The 25696-nt window shown below is 63.8% G+C and carries 16 protein-coding genes; 13 read left to right on the top strand and 3 right to left on the bottom strand.

The genetic code is table 11. The features are described 5' to 3' along the window. Positions 1–19 precede the first annotated feature (19 nt). The 4 genes from ACTG4K_RS13515 to priA all read left to right on the top strand — a co-directional run bounded on the left by ACTG4K_RS13515 (position 20) and on the right by priA (position 5439). Complete coding sequence (locus tag ACTG4K_RS13515) at positions 20–658, top strand: thioredoxin family protein (protein WP_439114737.1); 639 nt, start codon at positions 20–22, stop codon at positions 656–658. Then, positions 655–1098, top strand: coding sequence for a rhodanese-like domain-containing protein (locus ACTG4K_RS13520; protein ID WP_439114738.1), 444 nt, complete (start codon positions 655–657; stop codon positions 1096–1098). Before ACTG4K_RS13515 ends, ACTG4K_RS13520 begins: the two co-directional genes overlap by 4 nt. A 146-nt stretch (positions 1099–1244) precedes the next feature. Beyond that, positions 1245–2348 carry a uroporphyrinogen decarboxylase gene (gene hemE / locus ACTG4K_RS13525; RefSeq protein ID WP_439114739.1) on the top strand — a complete coding sequence of 368 codons (1104 nt, stop codon included), beginning with the start codon at positions 1245–1247 and terminating at the stop codon, positions 2346–2348. A gap of 910 nt (positions 2349–3258) precedes the next feature. Then, positions 3259–5439, top strand: coding sequence for a replication restart helicase PriA (priA, locus tag ACTG4K_RS13530; protein ID WP_439114740.1), 2181 nt, complete (start codon positions 3259–3261; stop codon positions 5437–5439). A gap of 227 nt (positions 5440–5666) precedes the next feature. Here priA and katG read toward each other — a convergent pair whose 3' ends face one another. Together katG and ACTG4K_RS13540 are read right to left on the bottom strand one after the other, a co-directional pair. Then, positions 5667–7880, bottom strand: a complete 2214-nt coding sequence (katG, locus tag ACTG4K_RS13535; RefSeq protein ID WP_439114741.1) for a catalase/peroxidase HPI — start codon at positions 7878–7880, stop codon at positions 5667–5669. A 209-nt stretch (positions 7881–8089) separates the two neighbouring features. Beyond that, on the bottom strand, positions 8090–9052 hold the full coding sequence (locus ACTG4K_RS13540; protein ID WP_439114742.1) for an AEC family transporter: 963 nt from the start codon (positions 9050–9052) through the stop codon (positions 8090–8092). A 694-nt stretch (positions 9053–9746) separates the two neighbouring features. Here ACTG4K_RS13540 and ACTG4K_RS13545 point away from each other — a divergent pair. From ACTG4K_RS13545 to mrtJ, 9 genes are all read left to right on the top strand, one after another. Next, complete coding sequence (locus tag ACTG4K_RS13545; protein ID WP_439114743.1) at positions 9747–10022, top strand: hypothetical protein; 276 nt, start codon at positions 9747–9749, stop codon at positions 10020–10022. Positions 10023–10199: 177 nt separating this feature from the next. Further along, complete coding sequence (locus ACTG4K_RS13550; protein WP_439114744.1) at positions 10200–13559, top strand: chemotaxis protein CheB; 3360 nt, start codon at positions 10200–10202, stop codon at positions 13557–13559. Beyond that, positions 13556–14203, top strand: a complete 648-nt coding sequence (locus tag ACTG4K_RS13555) for a response regulator (protein ID WP_439114745.1) — start codon at positions 13556–13558, stop codon at positions 14201–14203. Before ACTG4K_RS13550 ends, ACTG4K_RS13555 begins: the two co-directional genes overlap by 4 nt. 645 nt (positions 14204–14848) lie before the next feature. Beyond that, entirely contained in the window at positions 14849–15289 is a 441-nt protein-coding gene (locus tag ACTG4K_RS13560) for an Hsp20/alpha crystallin family protein (protein ID WP_439114746.1), read from the top strand. Between the two features lie 31 nt (positions 15290–15320). Beyond that, on the top strand, positions 15321–15611 hold the full coding sequence (locus tag ACTG4K_RS13565) for a hypothetical protein (RefSeq protein WP_439114747.1): 291 nt from the start codon (positions 15321–15323) through the stop codon (positions 15609–15611). 409 nt (positions 15612–16020) lie between these two features. After that, positions 16021–18285 (top strand): choice-of-anchor O protein, encoded by a 2265-nt coding sequence (locus ACTG4K_RS13570; protein ID WP_439114748.1) that lies wholly within the window; start codon positions 16021–16023, stop codon positions 18283–18285. A 183-nt stretch (positions 18286–18468) separates the two neighbouring features. After that, the gene (locus ACTG4K_RS13575; protein ID WP_439114880.1) at positions 18469–20148 is read left to right on the top strand and encodes a choice-of-anchor F family protein; all 1680 of its coding nucleotides are present in this window, start codon (positions 18469–18471) and stop codon (positions 20146–20148) included. A 375-nt stretch (positions 20149–20523) separates the two neighbouring features. After that, entirely contained in the window at positions 20524–23754 is a 3231-nt protein-coding gene (locus ACTG4K_RS13580; RefSeq protein WP_439114749.1) for a hypothetical protein, read from the top strand. A 113-nt stretch (positions 23755–23867) separates the two neighbouring features. Then, positions 23868–24401: a JDVT-CTERM system glutamic-type intramembrane protease MrtJ gene (gene mrtJ, locus ACTG4K_RS13585; RefSeq protein ID WP_439114750.1), complete on the top strand. Its 534-nt coding sequence runs from the start codon at positions 23868–23870 to the stop codon at positions 24399–24401. A gap of 22 nt (positions 24402–24423) precedes the next feature. On the opposite strand, the gene ACTG4K_RS13590 is transcribed toward mrtJ, so the two are convergent. Further along, positions 24424–25671, bottom strand: coding sequence for an SO2930 family diheme c-type cytochrome (locus ACTG4K_RS13590; protein ID WP_439114751.1), 1248 nt, complete (start codon positions 25669–25671; stop codon positions 24424–24426). Positions 25672–25696 lie beyond the last annotated feature (25 nt).

Consider the following 25696-nt stretch of genomic DNA (forward strand, 5'->3'; position numbering starts at 1 on the left):
TGTTCCAAGGAGTCAGACCATGCTGCAACGCCGCCAATTCACCTTGAGTGCGACCGCCCTGGGCGCCCTTGCCCTGCCCGCCAGCCTGCTGCCGCGCCGGGCGCTTGCGGCCAGTGTGGGCCAGCCCGCGCCCGACTTCACGCTCAGCGACACCGCCGGCAAACCCGTGAAGCTGTCGCAATACAAGGGCAAGCCCGTGGTGCTGGAATGGAACAACCCCGGCTGCCCCTTTGTGCGCAAGCACTACCAGGGCAACATGCAGGCGCTGCAAAAAGCATTCACCGCTCAAGGCGTGGTGTGGCTCGCCGTGAACTCCACCCGCGACGACAGCGCCGACCACATGAGCCCGGCCCAGCTGGCCCGCTGGATGACCGAGCAAAAAGCCAGCCCCACCGCCACCCTGATGGACGAAGCCGGCACCGTGGGCCAGGCCTACGCCGCCCGCGTCACGCCGCACATGTATATCGTTAACGCGCAAGGCTTGCTGGTGTACGCCGGCGCTATTGACAGCATCCCGTCGGCCCGCGTGGCCGACATTGAGAAAGCCACCAACTTCGTGCGCCAGGGCCTGAACGAACTGCTATCAGGCAAGCCCGTCAGCACCCCCACCAGCCAGGCCTATGGCTGCAGCATCAAATACAAAAACGCCGCTGCATGAAACACACCACCCAACCACCGCTCATCACCCGCCGCACCCTGGGCCTGCTGGGCGCGGCCGCGCTGGCCCTGGCCGCCGGCTGCTCGGCTGAAGCCACCCCAGACCCCCTGCGCGTCAGCCTGGAAGAAGGCCGCCAACTGTTTGAAAGCAAACAGGTCGTCATGTTCGACATCCGCGAACCCGACGAACACGCCACCGGCGTGGCCAACGGCGCGCGGCTGCTGCCCATGTCGCAGCTCAACCAGCGCGCCGGCGAAATCCCCAAAGACCCGGCGCAACCCGTGCTCATCATCTGCAACACGCAAAACCGTTCCAGCAAAGTGGTGCAAGCCATGAAAGACGCCGGCTGGACCAACGTGCGCTACGTGCACGGCGGCATGAGCGACTGGGCCCAGAAAGGCTGGCCCATGGTCAAGCCGTTTGGGCTGCCAACGTCTTGAGCGCGCAAGCGGGGCGGCCTCACGCCGCCCTCTGATACGCGCGCCATGGGCCACGCCACAGCCTGTGCCCTGCGCCACATCAAACCGCAGGCCCGACCCCTCGCGGGATAATCGGCGCTTCTCCTCGACCGCAACCGGATACCCCCATGAGCTTTGCCCCCCTGCAGAACGACACCTTTTTGCGCGCTTGCCTGCGCCAGGCCACCGACTACACGCCCGTGTGGCTGATGCGCCAGGCCGGGCGCTACCTGCCCGAATACCGCGCCACGCGGGCGCAGGCCGGCAGCTTCATGGGGCTGGCGACCAACGTGGACTACGCCACCGAAGTGACGCTGCAGCCGCTGGAGCGCTATGCGCTGGACGCCGCCATTTTGTTTTCGGACATCTTGACCGTGCCGGACGCGATGGGCCTGGGCTTGTCGTTCGCCCTGGGCGAAGGCCCGAAATTCCAGAAGACGGTGCGCACCGAAGCCGACGTGGACGCGCTGGCCGTGCCCGACATGGAGAAGCTGCGCTACGTGTTTGACGCGGTGACCAGCATCCGCAAGGCCCTGAACGGCCGCGTGCCGCTGATCGGTTTTTCGGGCAGCCCCTGGACGCTGGCCTGCTACATGGTCGAAGGCGGCGGCTCGGACGACTACCGCGCCGTCAAGACGCTCATGTACAGCCGCCCCGACCTGATGCACCGCATTCTGGCGATCAACGCCGACGCCGTGGCCGCCTACCTGAACGCGCAGATTGACGCCGGCGCGCAGGCCGTGATGGTGTTTGACAGCTGGGGCGGTGTGCTGGCCGACGGCAAGTTCCAGCAGTTCAGCCTGGCCTACACCAAGCGCGTGCTGGCGCAGCTCAAGCGCGAACACGCAGGCGTGGTCATTCCGCGCATTGTGTTCACCAAGGGCGGTGGCCTTTGGCTGGACGACATGAAAGACCTGGACTGCAACGCGCTGGGCCTGGACTGGACGGTGAACCTGGCCCGCGCCCGCGCACAGGTGGGCGAAGGCGCCAACGGCAAGGCGCTGCAGGGCAACATTGACCCCAACGTGTTGTTTGCCCAGCCCGCGCAAATTGACGCCGAAGTGGCCGCCGTGCTGGAAAGCTTTGGCAAGCCACACCAGGGCCCCGGCGTTGGCGCCACGCACATCTTCAACCTCGGCCACGGCATCAGCCAGTTCACGCCCCCCGAGCACGTGTCGGCCCTGGTGGACGCGGTGCACAGCCATTCCAAACGCCTGCGCGTGCAGGGCTGAAGCGGTCTGAGCGGTGGTGCGGGCGGGCGCAAGGCTTGCCCAGCACTGCGCCAGACCTTGGCGGCCCTGAACACCGACCCGCCAACAGACCGGAAAACAACCCAAAAGAGCGGCTTAACACAAAATCAGCAAAAAACCAGGCTTGACAGGACGCACTTATGCACAAAATTCTGGTTGCGGTGCGCCATACCAGCCGGTACCAGACGGCCCGCCAAGGCAAGCCCGGCCACACCGCTAAGTCATTGATTCGTATAGCGTTTGCCAGGTTGCTTTTTAAAAGGGCAGTTTAAGTAAACCCTTGATTTGTAAGGCCTCCAGCGGCCCAAACACAATCTATCAACAAAGTTATCCACAGAAGCTCTGGATATGTCCAGATGCACTGTCAAATCAAGGACTTACGCCGCTTTCCGACAGTTGGACTGAGGAAAGGCCGCTAAGCGGGGTGCGCCACCTGCCCTGGGGCGTGTCTGGCGCCACGGGAAAATTCCATAGACGTGAAATCGAACCAGCCCAACGCCGTGCCGCCCGTAAAAATGCACCGCTGTAGGGTTTTTAATGCCAAGGACTTCATTCGTCGGCGAACGCTTAGCACAGAAAAAGGCCAAACCCGGACTTGACAAGCTGCAGTTATGCACAAATTTTTGCACCCCCTCTGACTTGTCCTGTACCTGCCCCAGTCGCACCCACCGGGGGGTATAAGATGACACAAGTTGTTGATTTATATAGGCTTTGCTTTTCTGCCCTTTAAAAAGGCAATTTAAGTAAGCCCTTGATTTGCAAGGCCTCCAGGGGCTCCAACACAAGCTATCCACAAAGTTATCCACAGAATCTCTGGATATGTCGGGATGCACTGTCAAATCAACGACTTACGCCGCTTTCCGACAGTTCGACTGAAGAAGAACCGCTAAACATGACTTTCTGGCCCAACGTGGTCGTGGCCACCCCAGCCCACAGCGGTGTGGGTGCCAGCCTCAGTTATCGAAGTGAGCTGTTGCTCGCGCCGGGCACGCTGGTGCGCGTGCCGCTGGGCAAGCGCGAGGTGCTGGGTGTGGTGTGGGAATGCAGCACCGAGCCACCCGAAGGCCTGACCGAAGCGCAGACCAAGGCGGTGGCAAGCGTGCTGGAAGGCCTGCCGCCGCTGAACCCGCGCTGGCGCCAGCTGGTGAAATTTGCGGCCCAGTATTACCAGCGCAGCCTGGGCGAGGTGGCCATGGCCGCGCTGCCGCCGCAGCTGCGTGAGCTGAGCAACGAGCAACTGGCGCGCCGGCTGAAGCGGCGCGCCAAGGCCAGCGCTTCTGCGGCGCCCGAGGCCGGCGCAACCACCCCTGGCACCGCGGCCAACGGCCACGACCTGAGCGACGAGCAGCACCAGGCGCTGGCCGCGCTGCACAGCGCCCAGGCGCCGGTGCTGCTGTATGGCGCCACCGGCAGTGGCAAGACCGAGGTGTATTTGCGCGCCACCCGCCAGGTGCTGGATACCGCCACGCCCGAAGGCGACAGCCCCACCCAGGTGCTGGTGATGGTGCCCGAGATCAACCTGACACCGCAGCTGGAGGCACGCTTTCGAGAGCGCTTTGAGCCGCTGTACGGCACGGACGCGGTGGTGTGCCTGCACAGCGGCATGACGCCCCCACAGCGCCTGAGCAGCTGGCTGGCCGCACACACCGGCGCCGCGCGCATTGTGCTGGGCACCCGCATGGCCGTGTTGGCCAGCCTGCCGGGGCTGCGGCTGATCGTGGTGGACGAGGAACACGACCCCAGCTACAAAAGCCAGGAGGGCGCGCGGTATTCGGCGCGCGACCTGGCGGTGTACCGGGCGAAGGTGGAGACGGAGGCGTTGGCCAAGGCCGCTCACCCCAGCCCTCTCCTGCCCGCGGGAGAAGTAGAACAACCCCGTTGCCATGTGGTGCTGGGCTCGGCCACACCGTCGCTGGAAAGCTGGTACGCCGCCGACCAAGGCCGCTATGTGCGCCTGGCCATGCCAGGGCGCATTGGCGGCGGCGCGCTGCCGCGCCTGCGCCTGGTGGACATGAACCACCAGCCCAAAGGCGCCGTGCTGGCACCACCGCTGGTGGCCGCCATGGCCGAGCGCATTGCTCGGGGCGAGCAGTGCATGGTGCTGCTGAACCGGCGCGGGTACGCCCCGGTGCTGGCCTGCCACGACTGCGGCTGGAAAAGCGCCTGCGCCCACTGCAGCGCCTACCGCGTGTTCCACAAACTCGACCGCACCCTGCGCTGCCACCACTGCGGCTTTACCGAACGCGTGCCCCGCGCCTGCCCCGACTGCGGCAACCTCGACATTTCTCCGGTAGGGCGCGGTACCGAGCAAATCGAAGAACACCTGAGCACCCTGCTGGCCGATGTCAAACGCCCCGACGGCAGCCCCGCCCGCGTGGCCCGCATGGACGCCGATTCCACCCGGCTCAAAGGCAGCCTGGAAGTGCAGCTCGCCACCATGCACAGCGGCGCTGTGGATGTGTTGGTGGGCACGCAAATGATTGCCAAGGGACACGACTTTCGCCGCATCACGCTGGTGGCCAGCGTGAACGCCGACAGCGCCCTGTTTGCCAGCGACTACCGCGCGCCCGAGCGTCTGTTTGCGTTGCTCATGCAGGCCGCTGGCCGCGCCGGGCGCGATGCCGCACACAGCGGCGCCAGCGAAATGTGGGTGCAAACCTGGTACCCGCAGCACCCGCTGTTTGCCACCCTGAAAAAGCACGACTACCCGGCCTTTGCCGCCGAACAGCTGACCGAACGCGAGCAGGCCGGCATGCCGCCCTACGGCTTTCAGGCCCTGCTGCGCGCCGACGCCCGCACGCAGGCGGCCGCGCAGGCTTTTTTGAACGGCGCCGCCCAGCAGAGCCTGGGCCTGCCCTACCGCGACGAGATCACCCTGTACCCCGCCGTGCCGCTCACCATTCAGCGCGTGGCCAATGTGGAACGCGCCCAGCTGTTGGTGGAAGCCGCTTCGCGCGGCGCGCTGCAGCGCTTTTTGTCGGCCTGGCAGGCGGTGCTGCTGGACTGCCGCAGCCTGCCCGAAGCGCGCGGGCTGATCCGCTTTGCCGTGGACGTGGACCCACTGGCGATTTGAAATGGCTCAGGCCGCAGGTGTCACGCCACAGTCACAGGCGCCCCGCACAATCCACCTGTGCCCAACGCCTGCGAGATAACAGGCGGCACACCACGGCCACCCAAGGGTGGCCGTTCCATTTGGGGCGCAGCCAACGTATTCCCCGGCGCACGACGAAAAAAAGCCCCCAGAGCCGAAACTGCGGGGGCTTGCGGGCCGACCACCGCGCACAGCGCGGAGCGTTCGCTTTACTTCACATCAAAGCGGTCCAGGTTCATCACCTTGGTCCAGGCGGCGGCAAAGTCGCGGACGAACTTGGCTTGCCCGTCGTTCTGGGCGTACACCTCGGCCAGTGCGCGCAGCTGCGAGTTGGAGCCGAAGGCCAAATCAACGCGGGTGGCGGTCCACTTCATGGCGCCGGTCTGGCGGTCGCGGCCTTCGTAGGCGTTGTCGCCGCTGGGCTTCCAGGCGGTGGACATGTCCACCAGGTTGACGAAGAAGTCGTTGCTCAACTGGCCGGGACGCTGGGTGAACACGCCGTGCTGCGAGCCGCCCACGTTGGCACCCAGCACACGCAGGCCCCCCACGAGCACCGTCATTTCGGGTGCGCTCAGGGTCAGCAGCTGCGCTTTGTCGAGCAGCATTTCTTCAGGCGCCACGCTGTAGGCTTTCTTGCGGTAGTTGCGGAAACCATCGGCCACCGGCGCCATCACGCTGAAAGACTCCACATCGGTCTGCTCCTGGCTCGCGTCGGTGCGGCCCGGGGTGAACGGCACGTCCACGGACTGGCCTGCGGCCCGGGCGGCGGCTTCCACCGCTGTACCACCGGCCAGCACGATCAGGTCGGCCAGCGACACCTGCTTGCCGCCAACTTGCGCAGCGTTGAAGGTGTTCTGGATGCCTTCCAGCACCGCCAACACCTTGGCGAGCTGCGCGGGCTGGTTGGCTTCCCAGTCTTTCTGCGGCGCCAGCCGAATGCGGGCGCCGTTGGCGCCGCCGCGCTTGTCGCTGCCACGGAAGCTGGACGCCGAAGCCCAGGCGGTGGACACGAGTTCGCCCACCGACAGGCCCGAGGCCAGCACCTGCGCCTTGAGGGCGGCGACGTCCTGCGCGTCGATCAGCGGGTGGGCGGCAGCGGGCACCGGGTCTTGCCAAATCAGGTCTTCGGCCGGCACTTCAGGGCCCAGATACAGGCTCTTCGGGCCCATGTCGCGGTGGGTCAGCTTGAACCAGGCGCGGGCATAGGCGTCGGCGAACTCGTCGGGGTTGGCCGCAAAGTGGCGCGAGATCTTTTCGTAGGCCGGGTCGAACTTGAGCGACAGGTCGGCCGTGGTCATCATGGGGCGGTGCTTTTTCGACGGGTCATGGGCGTCCACCACCATGTCTTCCTCAGCCACGTCTTTGGCCAGCCATTGGTGCGCGCCAGCCGGGCTTTTCACCAGCTCCCAGTCGTACTTGAGCAGCACCTTGAAGTAACCCATGTCCCAGGTGGTGGGGTTGGGTTTCCAGGCGCCTTCAATGCCGCTGGTGGTGGTGTCCGCGCCGTGGCCGGTGCCGTGCTGGTTGATCCAGCCAAAGCCCATTGCTTCCATGGGTGCAGCCTCTGGCTCAGGGCCCACCAGTTTGGGGTCACCGGCGCCGTGCGACTTGCCAAACGTGTGGCCACCGGCCACCAAGGCCACGGTCTCATAGTCGTTCATGGCCATGCGGGCGAAGGTTTCGCGCACGTCGTGACCAGACAGCACGGGGTCGGGGTTGCCGTCCGGGCCTTCAGGGTTCACGTAGATCAGGCCCATCTGCACAGCCGCCAGCGGGTTTTCCAGGTCACGGTCGCCGCTGTAGCGGCTGTTGGCCTTGTCGCTGGTGGCCAGCCATTCGGCTTCGGCGCCCCAGTAAATGTCTTCTTCAGGCTGCCAGATGTCGGCACGGCCGCCAGCGAAGCCGAAGGTCTTGAAGCCCATGGACTCCATGGCCACGTTGCCAGCCAGGATGTACAGGTCGGCCCACGAAATCGCGTTGCCGTATTTTTGCTTGACGGGCCAGAGCAGGCGGCGCGCTTTGTCGAGGTTGCCGTTGTCGGGCCAGCTGTTGATGGGTGCGAAGCGCTGGTTGCCGGTGCCGGCGCCGCCTCGGCCGTCGGCCGTGCGGTAGGTGCCGGCGCTGTGCCAGGCCATGCGAATAAACAGGCCGCCGTAGTGACCCCAGTCGGCTGGCCACCAGTCCTGGCTGTCGGTCATCAGCGCCACCAGGTCGGCTTTGAGCGCGGGGTAGTCGAGCGTTTTGAAGGCTTCGGCGTAGTCAAAGTCCGGGTCCATGGGGTTGGAAGCCGGGGCGTGCTGGTGCAGGATACCCAGGTTCAGCTGGTTGGGCCACCAGTCGGCGTTGGACTGCGCGCCTTGTGTGGCGCGTGCGCCGGCAGCGGCGTGAAACGGGCACTTGGCTTCGGTGTTGGGGTTGCTCATGGTGGGTCTCCAGTGGGTTGAACGGACTCGGTCAGCTTGCGAGCGCCAGTGCCGCCAAACGTTCCACGCAGTCGGCCACAAAAGCGGCGAGGGTGTCGTTGGTGTGCATGGCAGGGCTCCGGCAAGTGATCGAGTCCTCACTGTAGTCGCCCCCCGAGCATTTGACAAACCGATTGTTACTAGACAATCAATAGCCAAAACCTATGAAATCAGGTCGTCAGCGCGACCGCGACCGAAAAGGTGAAAAACGCGGCGGCAGTGGTCACCAGGATGATGCGGGCGATGCGCCCGTTGTCAGCCCCCAGGCGCTCGGCCAGCAGCGACACGTTGCTGGCGCTGGGCAGGGCCGACACCAGCACCATCACTGTGAGTGCAAAGCGGTCCAGCGGCACCCCGAGCTGAATGGCGGCCAGCCCCACCACCAGCACCAGCAGCGGGTGCAGCAGCAGTTTCATCAGCGCCACCGGCAAGTAGTCGCTCAGCGGCATGGGGTGGTTGGACTGCATTTGCGAACGCGCCAGCACCGCGCCAATGGTGAACAGCGCCACCGGTGAAGCCGCGTCGGCCAGCAGCCACACGGTTTTTTCCACCGGCCCCGGCAGCGTGAAGCTGGCGGCCGAGGCCGCCGCACCCAGCAAAATGGCCCAGGGCATGGGGTTGGTGACCACACCGCGCAGGGCTTTTTTACCGGCGTCCAGCATGGCCGCAGCGCCGTGGCCCTCGCCTTCGTCCAGCCGCGAGAGCGCCACGCACAGCGAACTCGTGATCACCATGTCCACCACGATCAACACGATCACCGGGCCCACGCTCTGCGGCCCCAGCAGCGCGGCCAGCAGCGGCACACCCATGAAACCCGTGTTGGGGAACGCCGCCACCAGCGCACCCAGCGAAGCGTCGTTCCAGCGGATGCGGCTGTTCATCGTCATGGCGATGGCAAAACCGACCATCACCAGCGCACACAGCAAATACACGCCGGCCACCGAGGCGTCGAGCAGCTGCGCTATGGGCGTGGTGGAGCCAAAGCGGTACAGCATGGCCGGCAAGGCAAAAAACAGCACAAAACCGTTCAGCCCCGGAATGGCCTCCAGCGGCAACATGCGCCGCCGCGCCGCCAGGAAACCGGCCAGTACAAGGGCAAAGAAGGGGAAGGTGACGAGCAGGATATTGAGCACGGGGGGCATTGTCTCAGTTGTGGTCGTGCCACGCCGCAGAGCGCGCCCACCGCACCAAACGTCTGGCCTGGGCCGTAGGCTGAAAAGTTAGGAGGCTGCGCGGCAGAAGGCCTTAGGGCTACGCTGAATCAGTCGAAAACGCCCAAAATTGAGCCTTTGTAAACCGATGACTTACGCGAGCCATTTCCACACATCAGGCACTTGTTCAGTGTTGCCTTAGAACGAGACGGATGGGAAAAGAGCCCCATTGGGCCCTGCTTTTGAGGACGGTGGCCGTCGCCACAGCCGGAAAAACCGAGGCGAAGTGGGCCTTTTCTCCATCCGTTGCAGCCCATGCGCTTCTGCCGCGCAGACTCCTAGCGCATGGCCTCGGTGCAGGCCCTGGCCACGCAAGACAGCCACAGCGAAGAGGTCGTGGCCATCTTGAAAGGCATACGGCCCGACACGCTGAACTTCGATCTGGCCGACATGGCCGACAGGCCGCTGACAACGCCAGCAGCACCCCGCAGAGTTCCGCCACGCGCACCGCGCTGGGCGCCCCGCTCTGGCCAGCATGCGCCGCCATCGGGGCCCAAACCAGCGCCACCGACACCGAGCCACCCGCCCAGTCGCCCCTGGGCGCAGGCCAGGCCCAGCCCCCGCGCCCGTCGCCAGCGCTGCGCCACCAGACCCAAGCCCGCGAGCGCGGCACGCCGTGGGTTACCACCACCATGCCAGCCGCCGCCAGGGCCAGGGCGGGTTTGTGTGGGTCAGCGGCCAGGGTTACAACGGCAGCTGGGTGGACGACGAACCGCAAGGCAAGTGCCAGCTGGGTTTTGCCAACGGCAACCGCTTTGAAGGCGATGTGGTGCGCGGCCAGCACCACGGCCAAGGCAGTTTTCGCTGGTCCAACGGGGACCACGGGGAAGGCGCATACGAAAACGGCGCCCAGGCCGCCGAGGGTGCGCTGGTGCGCAAAAACCCGTCCTGAAGGGGCGCCACCGCGCCGCCTGAACCGGCCCCTGACGCAAAACCTGCAACACATTGAGCCAACGCAGACCACAGCGGCTGCGCAGACGCCACAATGTGTCCATATGTACCAACGCATGCTGAAGCTTAGGCTCTCTGAACCCAATCCGGCATAGACCCAACCAAGAGGATCGGTACCTTGCCGAACAAGCCCGCACCGAAACACCCCGACCAAAGCACTGCCGCTGCGGCCCCTGCGCTGCCCAGCACCGAAGAGCCCGCATCCAGCGGCGCCGATCCAGGGCCCTGCGTGGCCGGCATCGGCGCGTCCGCCGGCGGGTACGACGCCATTCGCAACCTCTTTCGGGCCATGCCCAACGACACGGGCATTGGCTTCGTCATCGTTCAGCACCTCGACCCCTCGCACACCAGTCTGGCCGCCGAGCTGTTTGGCAAATGCACCAGCATGCCGGTGGTGCAAGCCACCGACGGCACGCGCATTGAAGCCAACCATGTGTACACCGCGCCGTCTGACAAAGAGGTGGCCGTGGTCAATGGCCACCTGCGCCTGACCCCGCGCAACGAACAGCAGCACCTGCACCTGCCGATCGACCACTTCTTCCATTCGCTGGGCGAAGACCGCAAGGCCAAGGCCATTGGCATCGTGCTCTCGGGCACCGGCAGTGACGGCACCCTGGGCCTGAAAACCATTGCCGCCCACGGCGGCGTGGTGCTGGTGCAAGACCCCGCCAGCGCCCAGTTTGACGGCATGCCCCACAGCGCGCTGGCCTCGGGCGTGACCAACTACGTGCTGCCGGTCGAGCGCATGCCCAACGTGTTGGCCAGCTACGCCAGCCACCCCTATGCCCGCAGCACCGAGGAAGTGGCGCTGGAAGGCGTCCCGAACAAAGCGCTGCAAGACATGCTCAAGGCCATCAAGGCCCAGCGCGGCTACGACTTTGCCGGCTACAAGCGCGGCACGCTGCGCCGGCGCATCCAGCGGCGCATGAGCATGCACGGCATGCTGCGCGACGCCGACTACGCCGCCCTGCTCAAGCGCGACCCCGAAGAAGTGGACGCCCTGTTTCGCGACCTGCTCATTGGCGTGACCGAGTTCTTCCGCGACCCCGAAGCCTGGGCTGCGCTGGACGCTGACGTGGTTGCACCGCTGGTGGCCAGCAAACATGGCGACGAGCCGATCCGCATCTGGGTCCCCGGCAGCTCCACCGGCGAAGAGGCCTACACCATGGCCATGCTGGTGCTCGACCGCCTGCGCCTGGCCCGAAAAACCTGCCCGGTGCAAATATTTGCCACCGACACCAGCACCGAAGCCCTGGAAGTGGGCCGCCGCGGGCGCTACCCGGCCGGCATTGCGACGCACATCGCCCCGGCCCGGCTGCGCCGCTACTTCACCGAAATGCCCGAGCAGCAGAGCTACCAGGTCAACCAGGCGCTGCGCGAAGCGGTGGTGTTTGGCGTGCAAAACCTGTTTTCCGACCCGCCGTTTGCGCGGGTAGAACTCATCAGCTGCCGCAACGTCATGATTTACCTGGAGCCCGAGGTGCAGCAACGCATCATTGGGCTGTTTCACTTTGCGCTGCGCCCTGGCGGCCACCTGCTGCTGGGCACGGCCGAGTCGGTCAGCGGGCGCGAAGACCTGTTCAAACCGGTGTCGGCCAAGTGGCGCATTTACCGACGCGAAAGCGGCGTGCGCAGCCCCGTGCCCGCTTTGCCGGCGGTGCTGGGCGAGTCGCGTGAGACGGGTGCGACCACGGCGCCGGTGCGCGGCATTCCGCGCCTGAGTCAGGCCGCTGGCATTGCGCAACAACTGATCCTGGACCGGTTTTCGCCCGCCTCGGTACTGGTGAACAACCACTTTGAGGTGCTGTATTTCTGCGGCCCGACCGACGAATTTCTGGTCCGCCCGCGCGGCGCACCCACGCTGGACCTGCTGACCCTGGTGCGCGACGGCCTGCGATCACACGTGCGCTCCGCGCTGCGCGAAGCCGCGCAGGGGGAAACCACGGTGCAGGTGCTCGACGCGCGCATGAAACACGGCAGCAGCTTCCATGCCGTGCAGCTCACCGTCACACCCACCCCCGGCGGCGACTTGGGGCGCCTGTTTCTGGTGGTGTTTGAACACGCCCGCCAGCCCGCCATGGTGCCGGGCAACGGCAGCGCCGAAGGCGCGCTGGTGCGCCAGCTGGAAGACGAGCTGCGCGTCACCCGCGACGACCTGCAAAACACCATTGAGCGCCTGAAAATGGCCAACGAAGACCTCACCGTGTCCAACGAAGAGGTGGTGTCGGTCAACGAAGAGCTGCGCTCGCTCAACGAAGAGCTGGAGAGTTCCAAAGAAGAGCTGCAGTCGCTCAACGAAGAGCTCACCACGGTGAACCAGCAGCTGGAGGTGAAGGTGCGCGAGCTGGAGGTGTCCAACAACGACCTGCGCAACCTGCTGGCCAGCAGCGACATTGCCACGGTGTGCCTGGACACGGCGTTCCGCATCAAGTGGTTCACTCCCGCCTCGCAGGGCCTGTTTCACTTCATTGGCAACGACGTGGGTCGCCCCATACGCGACTTTTCGCCCGAGTTGGGTGGCGGCGGCCTGGTGGACGCGGCCAAGCAGGTGCTGGCCAAGCTCAAGCCCGTGCACCTGGAGTTTCAGACCGAACACGGGCTGTGGTTTCTGCGCCGGGTGCTGCCCTACCGGGGAGACAACGATCAGGTTAGCGGCGTCATCGTGACCTACACCGACATCACCGAAACCCAACTGGCGCAAGAAAGCCTGCGCAACCTGCGCAGCGACATGACCGCCGCCCACCAGCGCGAACTGCGCGAGCGCACACAAAAGATGCGCACCCTGGCCGCCGCGCTGGCACTGGCCGAAGAGCGCGAGCGCCGCGCCTTGGCGCAAGACCTGCACGACCACCTGGGCCAGCTCATTGCGCTGATCAAGCTCAAAGCCGCCGCCATGACCGGGCTGAAGCTCAGCGCGCCGCAACGCAAAGCGCTGGACGAGTGCACCACGGCGGTGGACGAGGCCAACCGCCGGGTGCGCACCATGACCTTTCAGCTCAGCCCGCCCATGCTGTACGACATGGGCCTGATCCCCGCGCTGGACTGGCTGGCCGACGAGATCATGCACATTTACAAGCTGCGCGTGACCATTCACGACGACGGCGCACTCAAACCGCTCGACCCGTCGGTCAGCGCCACGCTGTTCCGGGCGGTGCGCGAACTGCTGATCAACGTGGCCAAACACGCCAAAGTGCAAACCGCCACCATCGCGGTGAACGTGACCACCGCGCACAACGAAGGCGAGCGGCTGAACATCAGCGTGAGCGACGCCGGCACCGGCTTCGACCCGGACAAACTGACCACCAACAACGGCCGTGGCGGCTTTGGCCTGCTCAGCGTGCGCGAGCGCCTGGGCTACCTGGGCGGCAGCATGAGCGTGGTGAGCACGCCCGGCAGCGGCACGGTGGTCACACTGTCGGTGCCCATGCTTGAAGACGGCACAACGCCCATTGAGGCCCCTCAAAAGGAACAACCATGACCATCCGGGTGCTGCTGGTAGACGACCACACCATGTTTCGCGAAGCCCTGCGGGCCATGCTGGCCCACGCGCCAGGCATGGAAGTGGTGGGCGAGGCCAAAGACGGCGCCCAGGTGCAGGCCCTGGTGGACACCCTGCGGCCCGACGTGGTAGTGATGGATGTGAGCATGCCCGGCCTCAATGGCATAGACGCCACCCGCCGCCTGCACGCCCAGCGCCCGGGCGTGCGGGTGATCGCTTTGTCGGCCTTTGTGTACAAGCGCTTTGTGCTGGACATGCTGCACGCCGGCGCCACCGCTTATGTGGCCAAGTCGGCCGCAGGCGACGAACTGGTGCGCGCCATACAGCAGACCGCGCTGGGCAAAACCTACTTGTGCTCGGAAGCGGCCACCGTGCTGGCCGACGCCGCCACGCGGCAGGGCTCGCCCACCAGCGACGCGCAAAAAAACGCCCTGGGCCGGCGCGAAAAAGAGGTGCTGAGCCTGCTGGCCGAAGGCCACAGCACGGCGCAAATAGCAACGGCCCTGCACATAGCGCCCAGTACCGCCGAAACCCACCGGCGCAACATCATGCGCAAGCTCGACATGCACAACCTGGCCGCACTCACCAAATACGCCATCCGCGAAGGCTTGGTCACGGCATAAGCGCCGGGGCGCAGCGCCCACTCCGCACCAGGCTGCGCGCGCAGCGGCCGTGTCAGCGACGCAACGCAGCCACTAACCAACGCACGCCAGCGCACACCAGAACGTCAAATACCTGATTTCAGGTACTCAAAATCACGCTCTTGCTGTATAGGCCCAATGACTTAGCAAAGCTAAGCTTGTGCCATGGGTTGATGCCATTGGGTTAATCCCAAGGTAGAACCCCATTGGGGAATGGCACACACAGGTGGGGCGGCTGGGATGCTCATGGCTGACATCGCCAGGCACGCCACAACCCACAGGTTTTGGTCAATAGCCCATCGTTTCAAACCCTACCCACGGCGGCGCAACCCGGCCCTCTACTCTATGCAGGCAAAGCACCAGGTTATGCACACAAAAGCCCACGACACCTGCCCCAAGGCAGAAGCCCGCGCCGTGATAGCGCTAACGGCTGCCGCGTGGGGTATTGCATGCCCGCCAATTTTGAACCGGTGTCGGAATGCCTATCCAACGGGTGGCCTGCGGTCGCAATGGTCGACAAAGCCCGGCAAAAAAACACAAACGCTCGGTGCAAAAATGACCCCAATCCGTCTTTCTATTGAATCTCAACCTGCCTTTTGACCGCCAACCCTGATAGGAGTTATCAGCATGACCAGCATCACCCGATTCAACCCGTTCAACGAACTGGCCCGCATGGACCCTTTTGCCGACGAGTTCTTCAAAGGCTTTGCCCTGCGCCCGGTGTACGGCTCCAATGAAACGGCACCGCAAATGCGGCTGGATGTGACCGAGGACGACAAAGCCTACACGGTCAAGGCCGAAATTCCGGGCGTGAGCAAGGACGACATCAAGGTGTCGGTGGACGGCAACATGGTGTCGATCAGCGCCGAGGTGAAAAAGGAAAAAGAGGAAAAAGAAGGCGAAAAGGTGATCCGCAGCGAGCGCTACTACGGCAGCGTGTCGCGCAGCTTCACAGTGTCGCAAGACGTGGACGAAAACGCCGCAGCCGCCAAGTACAGCGGAGGCGTGCTGGAACTGACGCTGCCCAAAAAGCCCGGCGGTAGCCTGCGCCAAGTCAAGGTAACTTGACCTGTTGGCGCTTTGAAACGGAGCAGATGCCATGTTCATATCCACGCAACCACAAGGCAGCCTGACTGCCTGCGCGCCAGAAATACAGGCACTCAGCCACATGGGTTCGAAACATGCCGTGCTGGGTGGCCTGCTGGCCATTGCCAGCCGCTACGGCAAAGTCGGCGAGATCACCGCGCTCGAACGCCCGCAAAACGCCGCATCAGACCACGACATCTTCCTCGTCAACTTTGAGGAAACGGCCGATGCGATTGTGGCGGCCCGCAAGTTGAAATGCCATTTGTTTGGTTTTTCAACCTTGCTGGTTTCTGTGCCGCATTGATTAATGAGTTAATGAGTTAATGAGTTAATGAGTTAATGAGTTAATGAGTTAGCCATCAGGCCATTCCCACACTGGGACAGCCTTCTTTTCAATGTGCGGCTGGGGGATAGCGAATACGCACCAAACCGCCAGGAAGAACACCTGAACCCCAGGCGATCGGCTGTGAAGCCCATCGACATCACACCCCAAACCCGAGCATATTCAGCGGCAACACGCCGCCTATTCGGCCGCAATTGGCGGCTGCGGCCGCTGCATGGAAACACATGGCCGCGCGTCAATACAGCGCATTCTGAAAGCCACCCCCAAACCTCCACGTGATTGAGCGAACTCAATTGAAAAATTGTTTTCTTTTCGACACTGTTCACAGATTGTTTTTTTGTGGCTCAGGCCATTTTTTACGGAGGTCGATATGAAATTGAAGCGAAAGCACCTGGGGGTGCTGGGTGCGGTGGCGGTGGTGGGTGTCGCTTATGCGGCGACCCAACTGCAGATCCAGCTCAAAGAGGAACAAATCATCAGTGGTGGGGGCAGCGGCCACAAGCCCAAGATCCAGCGAGCCGGCGCCAACGGCAACTTGGTGATGGCGTATGGCGACAGTTTTGAAGACGCCCCGGTGGTGTACGACACCAAAGCACAAGAGGAGCGCAAGGCGCGCGACATTTTTGTTCGCACCTGCACGCCAACACCGGAAACAGACACCACCACCACGCCACGCAAAACGTGTGATGTGGACAGCGAGTGGTCTGCTCCAGTCAATGTGTCCAATTCGGCAGACAAGTCCAGCATCGCGACAGCGTGGCAGGCCGGTGGCACCACCCGCTCGGCGTTTTACGGCGACATCGACAAACCCAACATCAAGACCAGCGGCCCGGTGATGGTGCTGACCTGGACCAGCAAATACTGCCCCAATGGAGACCTGACAGCGGCTGATACCGATGGTGATCAAAACTTGAATCAGCGGGCCATACGCTACCTGGACCGCGAAAGCCGCATCATTCCTTTCTCTTGCACCTGGATGGCGGCCTCCCTCAACAACGGCGTAACTTGGAAGCCGGCGGTGCAACTGAGCACCGGCGAACGCGATGCCAAGCAAGACGCCAGCAGCGGTGCTTACAACTCGACCACGGCCACAGGCCGCATCAACATCTCTTGGCAGGAAGACCCTGAAGGCCTGCAGCCTGGCGACGCGGATGGCCCGGGCGATGGCGCCTCTGGCGCCAACGTGACCGGGGGCACCGAGGTCTGGTACACCTACGCAGACGTGGCCAGCGGGGTCATCACGTTTGGACCGGGTGATGCGTCGACCCGAACCAAAGCCTACCGCCTGACCGACAACACCGACGGTGTGGGCTTGTCCGGTCAAATCTCTCACGTCTTTTCAGCCGACGGTACCAACCTCGACGGCAAGTCGGCCGGCCAGGAGGTGGAGAAAGGCAACGCGGGCGCGTCGCGCCCCAATATCGGCATGGTGGGTTCCACCACGGTGCTGGCCTGGGAAGAAACCAAGGGCTCCGAGGGGCTGGACTCGGGCAAGTTCGTGCGCTACCTGAGCTTCCCGTACAACACCCCACCCAAAGCGGAACCAGGCTGCGTGATCAGCAATCCGCTGAAAAATGCAAGACGGGTGCGCTTCCTCACCCAGGAGGGCAGCGTCGCTTCGCCCGGGGGCGTGAACATGGCCATCTTTTGGAAAGAAGGCATGTTCGACCAGGGCGGTCCTTCCGATATCGTGGTGCGCCGCGGAATGGGTGGCTTAGCCTCGACCAACATGGTTCCGGCCGTCGACACAAACTGCTCCACGTCGGTCTACGCCAGTGCCATTGGCCTGTCCAACGCTATGCCCGAAAACATCAGCAGCCGTGCACCGAACCTGAGCGCGACCGACAACGGTCTGGGCGATGGCACGGAAGCAAATGGTGTTGAAAACGCGCTGGCCCACCGCGGCGTGCTGCGTGGCGATGAGCTGTGGATTGGCTACAACTACACCAACGACCTGGTGAAGATGTGGGCGCAACTCGACAACTACAACTTCTGGGTGCGCAAGTACACCTTTGACCCTGCGACCAGCACCGGAAGTTGGGCACTGCCTTACAACATCACCAACGTCACCGACAGGCGCATCAACGTGCGTGAGCCGCGCTTCTTTGGCACGCCGCCGAGCAATCCGACCGCTTGCCCAACGGGCAACCCGACTGACGCGACCACGACCGACCCAACGCTGTGCCAGGCGAAAAACATGATCTTCGTGGCCTATGGCTCGCAAACCAATGTGTCGCCCTTCGACCCGAACGGCCCTGAAGACTTGGGCATCTACCTCACGGCCAGCCGGGACAGCGGGCTGAGCTTCAGTCCATCGGTCGAGTACTCCACCGAACGCGGCAGCCTGTTTGACGACGAAGACTATGCCTTCGAAGCACAGTTGGTGGCACGCCCGGACGGCAAGCGCGTTTACGGCACGTTCAACACCGAAAACGCCACCGGATCGGCCGCGGCCTACCGCAGTGCAGACATCGCAGAAGTCGAGGTGGTTGACCCCGTGACCCCGCCGGTGGCCACCAGCGATGGCGGTGGTTGCAGCGCTGCCAGCGGTGAGCGCCCGGTCGATCCAGTGTTGCCACTGATCGCTGCGCTGGGCCTGCTGGGCTGGGGCCTGCGCCGCGCCAGCCGCCGTTAAACGCACCCAACGGGCCGGGACCTGAAGTCCCGGCCCTGCCAACCGACAGCGCCGCCGGGCCTCAGGCCTTGAGCGGCGTTTTTCTTTGATCCATTGCGTCCACTCAATTGACCAACCACCACCCGATCGAAAAATACGTCAGGAGATCGATAGGGGTAGGGGTATTGGTAGGAGCAATTTTTGGTGCGCCGTCTTCCGATGCATGCGAGGGCTGGATTTAACTTTTTTGGGAAATATGGAATGATGAAACACACACAGCCAAAGGCGTTGCGCGCTAGCGCCGTCAGTCTGGCGATCACCGGGATGTTGGTGGCGGGCAGCGCGTATGCCGGCACGATAGACAACACAAACAACACGGCTGGGAAACTGGGCGCCTGCGGTGCAGACGACAGCATGACCACAGCCTGTGTGGGCGCCTGGAATTTGGGCAACGTGGACGTGACGCTCACGCGAGCCGAGGATGCCACCCCCTCAGGCAAGACATTCGACCCAGCCACGGGCAACTACGCACCAATGCTGGTCGGCGATAGCTTTGCCAGCATGGTCAAAGATCTGGCAGGCAAGGTGATGGCCCGACTGACCGGCAAAGACTGGCCGGTGGGTGAGCCCACAGGCATAAAGGCGGTCAACGGCGACAACAAGGTTAGCAACGGTAAGCCCGAAAACTGCTTGATCAATACCTCCTACCTGGGCGCCAACGACAGTTCGACGGGTCTTGACGCCTATCTAGACAGCACCTCACCAGAGCCCGTGATCTGTTCCAGCGGCTTTCAGTCACACAAACGTTTCAAGGTCGCCATGCTGGCCTCAACGGTTGCCAACAAGGCCAATGGTGAAGCAGGCGAGGGAATCGATCTGGTTTTCAACGTAACCGACAACGGGTCACTAACGCCTTATCAGGTTTTCAGCAAGATCAACAACTACACCGACAAGCGTCTCGGCGGTTACAAAATTGTGGTCGGCCGTGGCTTGGGAACCGACTTCAGACCTGCTGGTGATCTGGGCATTGCGGACAAGCTGCACGTGTCCCTGGGTCTCGGGGAAGGCGGCTCCAAGTCACAGGGAGCGGTAACGCTGGATGGCTCTGACCTGTTTGAGGGCGATGGCTTGGCCACCTTCTCGCACGGGCTCTTCGGAACGGCTGACAAGAACTTCGACGCCAATGGATTCTTCGACACCCGAACGGCGGGGTTCAGCGTGGTGCAGTCCTGCTCGGAGGGCACCTGCACCACTTACCCCAACCCTTACGCACCTGCAGACCCGGCGTTTAACCTACTCAACTCAGACACCATTGCATCCACCACCAAGCTGGAAAGCAACTACGGCACTTTGTTTGGCGACTGGCTGCCCAGCCAGTGGCAGCCCAGCGGCATCTTCCACGATGACGACAACGACCCAACCACCGATGCTGTGCTGAAGGCGTGGTGGAACGGCTCAGCCTGGGTACTGAACAACGACTCGGGCTCGGCACCGGTGACAGAAGCACAGTTTGCAGCTTGGGCGGCCGATCCCCTGTATTCGGTGGCCAGGATTGAAGACGTGTTGAACCTGGGTATCAACTACATCGTGAAAGTGGGTGACGACCTGGACAACGACCCGGGAACCACCACGTCCGATTTCACGATACGCATCATCCCGGTGGTGGCCGACAACCAGGATGAGCCCTCCTTCTTGGGCAGCGATCCGACGCCACTTGAGCCCGCTCCCGTCACGCCGGTCACACCTGTTGACCCGGTGGTTTCCACGAGCGACGGCGGTGGCTGCAGCGCTTCTACGGGCAAGACCCCGGTGGACCCTGTGCTGCCACTGCTGGCCGCCCTCGGCCTGGTGGGCTGGGGTTTGCGCCGCGCTCGCCACCACTGAGCCCAGCGGTGCTGCACCGGGGATGACGCGCCCCGGGTTGGAACTGCAACGGCCTGAAAACGCCACCCGAATCGGGTGGCGTTTCTTTGGAACGCGTTGTGTGGCCTTGTCAACAAGCCCCGCGAGACTGATTGTTCAACCGACACAACAGCGGCCAGCCCCCAGCACCAACCCACCAAATGATTCGTGGAAAAGACATCCCAACCTGGCGCCCACCATTCACGCGAGCCATTGAGTCCGGTCAATTGGCACGGCACCTCGGTGCCCAAAATTCAGCATGAGGGAAGTAACTTCAAGCAAGGAATTTTGGATCTTCGGAGCTTGATGGGTGCAACCTGCACTTTGTTAACGGTCCATTGACCCAAGGAAGGTTTTATGAAAAGTCACACCAGGCAACGCAAACACTACCTCCCGCTGCGCACGGCGGGCATGGTCATCGCAGCTGCATTGGCCCTCGTGGCCAGTGGTTGCGGTGACTCGGACTCACTGGAAGCACCGGTGCCGTCCAGCCTCATCGAGGCCAACATTGACACGCTGGCCGCGCAAGTGGGTGGCGGCACGCAGGCGGTGGAGTTGTACAGCGACGGCACTACCGATTACACGCTCTACAGTATGGCCAACCGCTTTGCCGTGACCAAGATCGGAATGGGCAAGGAGGCGTTGGCCGAAATTACGGTGCCGGGCTACATCCAGAACATTACCGTGGTCAAAGACTACGGCGATGCCGGCACGGACTACGCCCTGCTGTCTATGGGCAGCAAGGGCATTGCGGTGGTGGACATCACCGACCCCGCGGCACCCACCTTGCTACGCACCCTGACGGTGAACTACGACACGCCAGAATTCACCTATTCCGATGGCGGCGGCACGGTCTTCACCGAGGAAGCGGCCTCCGGCAATACGGGCGGTCCGGTGAACGATGTGCTGGTGTTTGACGACCAGACCACGCCCACCCCGGACAACGCCACCGACGACCAGCTGTTCATTGCTAACACGGCCTTTGGCATCCAGAAGATCGCGCTGTCGGCACTGATCGAAGCCAGCAGTGACGGTGCGCTCACGCCCAGCAGCGGGGTCTGGACACTGAAGTACGCGGGCGAAAACCCTTGGGGTGGCCCGCTGAGCCTGAAGGAGCACAACGGCAAGCTGTACGCAGCGCTGGGCTTCCTGGGTGTCGCCATTTACAACCCGGCCGACCTGAGCGCGCTCAGCAGCTACAACCTGTACACCGACTGCGCCTACACCGGCGGTGGCGGACGGCAGGAAGACTGGTTTGGTTATCCGAAACGCAAAATTGGCTGCCCTGACGCCAGCCTTGAAGCTGGCGTAGTCGCCGGTGGGGTGGACCCTGCCGAAGACGGTGTGGTTGACCCTGCAGACGGCATGCCAACGTATGTGCAGGCCGCCGAAGAATTGGGCAACAAAAACGACCGCGTTTTTTACCCTTGGGCTGAGTTCGACCGCTACGGCAAGTATTACTACAACGCCCGCACGGTGGAGCTGGTGGATCTGCCCGACGGCGACGGCACCAAGACCATGGCCTACGTCGCCTACTCGCTGGGTGGCTTGGTAGCGGTGGATGTGACGAATGCGTCTGCATCGACAAAACCGGTTTACGCCGGCTACGTGCCCGCAGCACCAGCCCACGGCCCGGACGAGCCACCGATCAATACCGACAAGAAAGGCATCCTGTCGCACTTCGGCTCCGGCATGCTCAAGGAAGCTGGCGTGATGGACGTGCGCGTGGTGCCCGACGCTGAGGGCAGCGGCTACAAGGCTTACTACACCGACCACTTTGCTGGCCTGGTGGTGGTGGGCGGCGCCGAGGACCCCAAGACGAAGTGGAAGAACGCTGGTGGCACAGGTACGGATGGCAGCTGGAACAACAACACAGACGAACGCGTCTACTGGCCTGACTACGAATTCGTCACCTCTTACGACATGCACCCAGTACCAGTGGGTGACGAGTCGCTGCCGGCCTTCCTGGTGCCCAACGAAACCGGCGGTCAGTACGCTGCCCCGATGCTGCTCTCCACGGGCGAGATCAACGGCCACGGTGGTTCGCTGTTCCTGATGCCCACCATGAGCACCGCTGCGGCGGGCACGGTGGATGCCGTGCAGTCTTCCGGCGCCGGTGGCGTCAGCTTCGTTGATTTCATCGAACTGGACCAGGCCTCGACCACGCCAGTGGCCAACCGTTTCGCCGTGCCGGTGAATCTGGTGAGCACGAACGAGATCGGCGCCGCCGAAGACGGCTCGGCCACGCAGCCTATCGCCATCGGCCACGGTGAAGGGGTTACGGTGTCGGGCAACCACCTGTACTTCGCAGACGGCCCGCACGGCATGAGCGTCTGGCGCATTGCCGATGGTCTGACCCCCATCGACGACCTTAGGCTGGTGGCCAACACACTTCAGAGCGAGTACCCCAGCCCAGGCAGCAACGTATTGCCGACACCGCACGCTTTCAAGGTGGGCTTTGGCAGCGACGCGAGCAAGGCCTACGTGATGAGCCAAAGCCTGGGCATGCGCCGGGTGGACCTGTCCAAGGTGCTGGACGGCACAGCGGCTGCGGGCGCACCTGCCTTGCTGAACGCGTTCGGCGGCATCTACGAGCACGGCACGGACGCGGGCAAAACGGGTCCCGTTGAAGTGACGGGCCAAGACCATGCCTATGGCGTGGCCTTCTATGGCAAGTACGCGATCGTGGCCGACGGCGACAACGGCTTGACGGTGTACGACACAACGGCAGACCCTGCAACGCTCGTGAACCATGTGGTGGGCAACATTGGTGATTCCGACAACGCCGGCAGCAAGGGCAAGTCGCCGCTGGGCCGCGCGGCCACGGTAAAGCTGTGGACGGACAGTGTCAACGGCAAGACCTATGCGGTGGTCGCATCAGGCGCTTACGGTATTTCGGTGGTGGACATGACGGCATTCCTGGCCAGCGGTCTGCAGTCGGACCTGACGGTCGATCTCACCGATCCGACCATGAGCAAGCTGCTCAAGACCTTTGAGCCGGTGAAGTCCGACGACGACAACGCGTTTGGTTCCGCTGACGGCAAGAGCGTGGACGTCCACATCGTCGGAGACATCGCTTTCTTCAGCTACGACAGCTTTGGTTTGGTGGCCTACCGCATGGCAGACCTGATCCGTCCTGCAACTGAAGAGCGTCCTGCCATCAACCCGACGCCTGAGGTTTGCGCCACCCTCACCGACGTGACCAAGCTGAGCGCCAAGCAGGGTGGCGTGGGCGAATGCCGGCCCACCGCTGCAGGCTACCTCAAGCTGCAAAAGTATGTAGATGCCGATGGCCTGACGCCCTATGCCGACGAAGGCGGTGGCGCGCTCTACATGACGCCGCAGTTCTTCCCGGCCAACACGCCGTACATCAACGCTGCTGGGGTTCGCACCACCAGCCCCACACCGCGCCTCCTGTTCTATGTGGGTTACGGCGAATCCGGTGTGGTCAAGCTCGACTGGAGCGATGTGGCCAAGCCATCCATCGTGGCCATCAAGGGTGTTGTGGGAGGTGCAGCGGCCACCGCGATTCACAACGGCCGCGTGTACGTGGCGGCCGGTTCCGGCGGCTTGAGCGTGCTGAAGTGAGTCCGTGGCCAGAGCCTGCACAAACAGGCGACTGAAAACTGACAAGGCGCCGTCTGGCAACAGGCGGCGCTTTTTTCATGCCTGCCCCCAGCCCCCATGGGAAGATCGAGGCCATGACCCCGCCGCCTAGCCGCCCAGCCGCACCCGACAAGCGGACTCCGTTCGCTGTTGAGTCTGGCCTGACCTGGCCCCAGCCACCGCTGCGCGCCTGGCCGCCCGACACGCACCTGGCGCTGGCGCTGCTGGCCGCCGTGCCGGTGTGGCTGGCGCTCAGCGCCTGGGCCGGGCCGCACATGCGGGTACCGCTGGGGCTGTGGGCCTGGGTTTCGCTGGTGCTGGTGCAGCCGCTGCTGGAAGAGCTGGTGTTTCGCGGCATCTTGCAGGGGCAGGCGCTGGCCTGGCTGTCACGCCAGGGTCGGCCACGGCGCACAGGCCCACTGACCTGGGCCAATGTGCTGGTGACGGTGGCCTTTGTGCTGCTGCACTTGCGTGCGCAGCCCCTGGCCTGGGCACTGGCGGTGGCGGGGCCGTCGCTGGTGCTGGGGCACCTGCGCGAGCGCTTCAACAGCGTGTGGCCTGCGGTGGGTGTGCACGCGGTTTACAACGCGGGCTTTGGTCTCACGGCCTGGCTGATGGCAGCTGGTTGAAGCGCCTCAAGCGCTCAGCGGATCAAGGGCAGCCGGGCGCCATCGCGTTGATCCAGTCGCGCACCAGTGCATTGCCTTCGGTGTGGAACACATGGCGGCCCAGCTCGGGCATGGCCACGCGCGGCGGCTCGCTGTTGATGCGGTAGTTCCCAAGCCGGTAGTACAGAAATGAGGCATCGGCATTTCCGGGGTTCACGTCAAAGCTGAAGCGGCCGTTTTGCTGGCCACCCACCGGCGGTTTGCAGACGCCAAGATGGCGGGGATCGCTCACGCCCAACCCCAGCCACAAGCCGGTGTGGCCCGAGCGGCCCGCGCTGTTGTGGCAAGAAGCACAGTTCACGTCCAGGTAAGCGCGGGCGCGCTGGCTGAGCGGTGCGGCGGTGTCGTTCCACACCACCATGGGCGCAGGCGGCGTCGTGTAGCCCGCCAGCAGCTGAAGCGTGGCCAGGTGTTCCAGCTGGTTGAAGCTGCCTGCGGCATAGGCGTAGGAGCGGTTCATGTTGTGGGCCTGCGGCCCGATGGCCTCGAAGGTACCGGTGGACACGTTGGTGGCGTGGCAGGTGACGCACTGGGCCTCGGTGGGCACGGCGTAGGTGAATGGGGTTCGCGCGCCGCCCGCGTCCACCAGTTCAATACCGATGTTTTGACCGCTGCGCACCAGCGTGGCGTCTTGCTGGTCGGCGTCCCACACGTAGGTCACGGCGCCCCAGCGGCCGCTGGGCTCGCGCACCATCAGGCGGGTTTCAATCAGGCGGTTGGCCACCAGATCCACCACCTCACCGGCGTCCATCGGCTCGGTTTTGGCGGCGCCCAGCAAGCCCGGGTCTTGCGCGGTGGCGCGGGGGTAAAAAAAGGTCTTGGTCACCACGGCACCCACCGGAAACAGCAGCGGCCCACTTGCCGTGTAGTGGATCTGCTGGCCAGCCGGCAACCACAGGGTTCGAAATTTGTGCGCGTAGTCCGAAAACAGCGGCGTGTTCAGGCTGTAAGGCACCACGTTGGGCGACAGGCGCAGGGCTTGGCCGTCGCTCAGCAGGTGGCGCCAGGCCGACAACTTGCTGGGCGCCGAAGCGGCGATGAAGAGCGGAAGGTCGGTGGGTGCGGGTACCGTGCTGCCGTCACCGTCGCCGGGCAGCGGCGGTGGTTCCACCCCGGTGGTTGCCGTGCCCCCGCCGCAGCCGGCCAACACCACCAGGCAAGTGGCGCACCACCGCCCCACCCACTTGGGCCCCGCGCCCAAGGCACCGCCAGGTTTTTTCAGAATTCCCATACGCACTTTCAAGCTGCGCCTGCCT

The organism is Hydrogenophaga sp., assembly GCF_965657535.1.
In the GTDB taxonomy this organism is placed as follows: domain Bacteria; phylum Pseudomonadota; class Gammaproteobacteria; order Burkholderiales; family Burkholderiaceae_C; genus Hydrogenophaga.